We start from the raw sequence: 565 nt of genomic DNA, 5'->3' as shown, positions 1-565 counted from the left end.
GCTCTGGCACAAGAGAATACTTTACATCCTGGAATTTAGCAAGCCTAGCGATAGATTCTGCATCTTTTGCATCATTTTTCACTTTTCTTAAGTCGAAATTCTTGGTAGAATATACACATAAAGGATTGGATCTATGTCAATAGTTTGGACACAAATTTAAGTTTTTTATTTCAACTACCGCCACCCTTGACAAACTATTCATAAATGCACCCTGACTTTTACCCGAAGGCGATAAACTCAAAGCAAGCTATATACAGCCTTCGGAACAAGCTATTTTAGCATTTATTCATTAGTTTATCAAGGGCAAGCCCTACGGGTTGGCTAGTATTCCCTCAGGCTTAAAATCTAAAGCAAGCTATGCTGCTCTACACATATTCTCATATTGCTCTGGGGTCATATAATCAATTGATGAATGGATTCGTTTTCTATTATAAAACCCTTCTATATACTGAAATAATACTGATTTTGCATGTTCATGATCTATGAATGTATTCAGGTATACACATTCTTTCTTTAATATTGCATGAAAGCTTTCTATACTGGCATTGTCATAGGGACACCCCTT

1 protein-coding gene is annotated in these 565 nt (G+C 35.8%); it reads right to left on the bottom strand.

The features are described from left to right. Nucleotides 1–355 precede the first annotated feature (355 nt). Nucleotides 356–565 (bottom strand): IS3 family transposase (locus tag AN619_RS15160; protein ID WP_157064892.1); only part of this gene is annotated, 210 nt, incomplete at its 5' end.

This window comes from Thermotalea metallivorans, from assembly GCF_001562415.1.
Taxonomy (GTDB): domain Bacteria; phylum Bacillota; class Clostridia; order Peptostreptococcales; family Thermotaleaceae; genus Thermotalea; species Thermotalea metallivorans.
Note: the sequence above shows the minus strand (reverse complement) of the source record. Positions and strands in the feature narration are given on the sequence as shown.